Here is a 3,890-nt window from a genome sequence, read left to right on the forward strand (position 1 = left end):
TGTGAGAAAATGGCAATTTCCTTATTATCTTTTGAGATTGTATAGCGATATGGACCAAAAGACTCCCGCTCCTCGTTCATCTGTTCAACAGTGTAGCTCACTTTATTTTTTTGTTTTGCCCATCGTAAAGGGGATGCGTGGAGAGTAGCGCGGCAGCGCTACTCGGAGTTGTCATCTCCCGACTGGTTATGGGTTCCTTCCATTCTTGATGGTTGAGATTAATTCAATTGGAGACCGATCATAAATACGAAGCTCTGCATCCGAAACAGGAATGGCAGCGAGCCATCTTACATACCTATCACAAACCTTTTTCTGACCCGACATTTTCGGAGTCAATGAAAGTTCTTCGCAGAAAAATAAGTGAGGTGGGTAGCCAGGTGCATAGATTCCATTGTATTCTATAGCTGGTCTTCTTTCTTTTTCTCTTATGGCTTTTAAACTGTCATCTAGTGCATTCAAAAGGTCTTTTGCTCTTTCTTTGGCTTCAGCCTTTTCGGTTGTAAGTGTCAGTTCGACCCCACTTTCCTTTCCGCGCCACATCGTATAAATGTGTGGTGATAGCCCGTCGGTGAAAAGCGTCGTTAACTCATTCGGATATTCTCTTATTTGATAAATGGAGAAATGTTCATTTTCTTCGACTAGTTCGGGAGACCTCTTACTGATCTTCTCGATAACCTTCAGGTGGTCTTCGCTGGGTGTTCTAGTTTTCATGTTTCCATAACGTCAAGAGGTGGCGCGGCTATGCCGTTGCCACTCTCGCCTGGTTGGCTCTTTTTGATTCAATAAGTCTAACTAAGCCCCGAAGGGTTCGAGTGCTCTCGTCTGTTAATTCCTCTTCTTCAAATTCTATTTTAAAACGTTCCTCCAACTGCATTAAAGCTTCAACTGTGTCCATCCCATCTACATGAGCCCATAAAGCGACTCGTGTAGGATCATCCGGAATGAAGTGTGGCTTCTTCCATCCCATTTCTTTCTTTAGGATTTCGAGAAGTGTATCGACTACATCTCGATTAAAACCGCTCCACGCGCTTCTGATCTCTGATTCATCTCTCTCTTTTAGAGTTCTGTTAATCTCTTTTTCCACGGGTTCGAATCGCATCCGCTCCATGGCATACCCTAATACGTTTCCGATAAGTGGGAACGCTGATATTTTCTCTTCCTGCTTTGTGGGGTCGAGGCGGTCTAAATTATCTGTGGAGATAGGATTCATTTTTTAGCCAACGTGCGCGACAGGCGGCGGAGCTTGCTCCGATTGCCTGCTCACGATGGTTCTCATAGGTTTGGTTCTTGCAAGATTCCTTTGCGTATCGCTTCCCAAAGACAGCAACAGGCCTCTTCTTCTGTATTGAATTTTTCAAGTGAGGTGCGGGATCCCCTCTCGCTATAGTAAACGATCCATTCGTCGTCCTGCCGATCCAAGCAGTAAGCTTCGTTCGGTAGCCCGCCGCTCAAAGAGTAGGCGTCTTCTGGAATGCTACGAGCAAGGAGGAGAGAATGTAGAGCTTTCGTATCCATCAATTTCCTGAGAACGTATGGAGTGAGCGGCGGCTTCAGCCGTTGCTCACCTCCTCTGGTTCTGACCATTTTAAGTTGTGTAGACTTTCACGATTCGCAGTCATTGAGCACGTGACTTCTCTTTCTCTTCCTGCTTCTTGATCTGTCTTCGAACTATGAAAATTCCGATAATTACGACGATAAAGACAGGAACTATTTCATTGGGATCAAAGAAGTCTCCACTTCCCATTTCTACGGACAGAATGGCACCAATGATGATCGGAATTAAGCACAATATCCAGAGCCTGACTTTCCTTTTTCTTCTCATTTTTATTCAGAACGTCGAGCATGAGCGTTGGCGCGTTGGCGCGTTGGCGCGTTAGCGACATTGCTCACTGCGCTTGGTTCTGCCGGTTTGTTTCATTGAGTTGATTCAACTTTTACAGTCAGTCGTGCGTCGGCAACAATACGTTCAGGGATTTTTTCTTCAGATAAACCAATAGCTGCTAATTCGCTCTTAGTCCGCTGTTTCTCGGCCTTATATTCTTCTTTTTCTGTCCATTTGCACACTGCCAAGTCGTCTCGCAGAAGAATAAGTTCTATTCCGTGTGTCTCAAGTAAAGCCTGCTGAAATTCTGTTGGAAAAGTATTCTCTTGGCTTGGAGGTGGCATTTTTCCGTTGAGGCTGGCTGGATTTGCGATTTCGACACCCGGAAGAACAATTACGGCTCGTTGGCTATGGACGGAATAATTCTTCAGCCAGAAATCTAATCGAAGTCCTGATTCATACTCTGCAGCCTGTGCCCAACTTGAGAATAGGCTGCACATTAATAATGCGATGATGCGTGATGTTATTTTCATTTTTATCTGCAGAACGTCGAGGCCAGGCACCCAGCCTGACGGGTTAGTGGTTCAAGTGATTATCGGATTTCCGGGCGGGTTACATGGGTTGACCTGAGCCGGCTGGTTCTGCCTTTCGTTTCCATCCAATCTCTTCGAGCACGGGTCTGACTACAAACACTAAGACAAAGAAAAATATCGCATAGAGCCACACTGTTCCAACGGAGCCTCCGACGAGTAGTCGAAATGACATAGCCGCTAAACCCAAAGCTGAAGATGCGATTCCGAGACGTTCAACCATGGACCACTGGTAAGCGTGCTTTTCATTCCTACGGACGCTGCAGTAAAAATAGAAGATGGTCAGTAGGCAGAATGGAATACTGAAGCTCAATTCGATTATTCTTTTTGAGGCCTCCGACTGCGCCGACAGATAGCCAATTACTAATCCAATGGCAGCGCAAATGATCCAGAATGGGACCATCTTTCTCAGAAGCCATCCGACTAGTCCTTGGTTTTTCATTTCATTCGCAGAACGTGGAGGCCAGGCACCCAGCCTGAAGGGTTTGTGGTTAAAGTGATTCTCGGATTTTCGGGCGGGTTACATGGGTTGACCTGTGCCGTCTGGTTCTACTCAGCCGAGATATATGTGATAGTGTATCTGTCTTTTGGATTTTCGATGCCAGTGGGGAAAAACAAATAGCCATCTTTTACTTTCAAAACGTCAGAATTGCTAGGTAGTTCGAGTATACTTGAATCGCACCAGTTGTGCTCACTTACCGCGCTAGTGTATGCACTTAATTCTGTTATTTCTTTTCCTCTTCTGAGGCTCTCTTTCTTTAGCTCAACGGAGTGACCTGCTGGAACTGTTGCTTCAATCCACGATTTTTTTTCATAAGGAGATTTGTCTAAGATTGTCGTGCCCATACCGCGATACGCATTGAGGTATTCGATGCGAATAGAAGTCGCGTCTTCAGGGGCGAAAAATAATGCAAGAAATAGAATTATTTCGTGAATCGGGTGCTGGATTGCTTCCATCATTTCTTCGTAGAACGTATGAGCTCTGGCGACGGCGCGTTAGCGACGTTGTCCAGTAGCGTCTTGTTCTGCTTTTAGGTTTCGGGGAAGAGGCTTAAAGCGGCTAAACTTGTAGCAACTCCGAAAAGAAGTGCAATGAATGTGTTCACAATGAAGTAGTTGGCATGCCCAAGGTGATTCTTCTTTCTTTCAATTGTTCGGGTTAGAATTGAAGGTTCTAGAAGTAGGAGCATTACGCCAAAAGAGGTGGCTATGAATATGGTGGAGTTCTCTTCCTTAGGGAAGGCCGGTATTGCTAAGAAGAGGGCGGGCAAAACTAGGGATACAATAATTCCTAGCACAATAATGTGCATGTCGACCTCTTGGAGGATTCCTTTCATACGTTACTTTGCAGAACGTCAAAGAGTGGCGCGGCGATCAGCCGTTGCCACCTGTGGCTGGATCGCTCTTTGTTGTCATTTGGATAAGGATATAAAAGTCCCTGTCTTCAATCGAAGAGGTGATCATATTTCTTTCAATAA

General features: G+C 45.3%; 5 protein-coding genes. All 5 read right to left on the bottom strand.

Annotated elements, in window-relative coordinates:
• Positions 1-186 precede the first annotated feature (186 nt).
• Complete coding sequence (locus O2597_RS18470) at positions 187-711, bottom strand: hypothetical protein (RefSeq protein ID WP_269527243.1); 525 nt, start codon at positions 709-711, stop codon at positions 187-189.
• A gap of 28 nt (positions 712-739) precedes the next feature.
• On the bottom strand, positions 740-1,210 hold the full coding sequence (locus tag O2597_RS18475; protein ID WP_269527245.1) for a hypothetical protein: 471 nt from the start codon (positions 1,208-1,210) through the stop codon (positions 740-742).
• A gap of 704 nt (positions 1,211-1,914) precedes the next feature.
• On the bottom strand, positions 1,915-2,355 hold the full coding sequence (locus O2597_RS18480) for a hypothetical protein (RefSeq protein ID WP_269527247.1): 441 nt from the start codon (positions 2,353-2,355) through the stop codon (positions 1,915-1,917).
• A 606-nt stretch (positions 2,356-2,961) separates the two neighbouring features.
• Complete coding sequence (locus O2597_RS18485; RefSeq protein ID WP_269527249.1) at positions 2,962-3,372, bottom strand: hypothetical protein; 411 nt, start codon at positions 3,370-3,372, stop codon at positions 2,962-2,964.
• Positions 3,373-3,443: 71 nt separating this feature from the next.
• A complete protein-coding gene (locus tag O2597_RS18490) occupies positions 3,444-3,749 on the bottom strand; it encodes a hypothetical protein (RefSeq protein ID WP_269527251.1) in 306 nt (101 codons plus the stop codon).
• Positions 3,750-3,890 lie beyond the last annotated feature (141 nt).

The organism is Coraliomargarita parva, from assembly GCF_027257905.1.
In the GTDB taxonomy this organism is placed as follows: domain Bacteria; phylum Verrucomicrobiota; class Verrucomicrobiia; order Opitutales; family Coraliomargaritaceae; genus Coraliomargarita_A; species Coraliomargarita_A parva.

Excerpts from the sequence above, each read along its gene's own strand:
- O2597_RS18490 (WP_269527251.1), bottom strand. The coding sequence starts at position 3,749 with ATGAAAGGAATCCTCCAAGAGGTCGACATGCACATTATTGTGCTAGGA.
- O2597_RS18480 (WP_269527247.1), bottom strand. The coding sequence starts at position 2,355 with ATGAAAATAACATCACGCATCATCGCATTATTAATGTGCAGCCTATTC.
- O2597_RS18470 (WP_269527243.1), bottom strand. The coding sequence starts at position 711 with ATGAAAACTAGAACACCCAGCGAAGACCACCTGAAGGTTATCGAGAAG.
- O2597_RS18475 (WP_269527245.1), bottom strand. The coding sequence starts at position 1,210 with ATGAATCCTATCTCCACAGATAATTTAGACCGCCTCGACCCCACAAAG.
- O2597_RS18485 (WP_269527249.1), bottom strand. The coding sequence starts at position 3,372 with ATGATGGAAGCAATCCAGCACCCGATTCACGAAATAATTCTATTTCTT.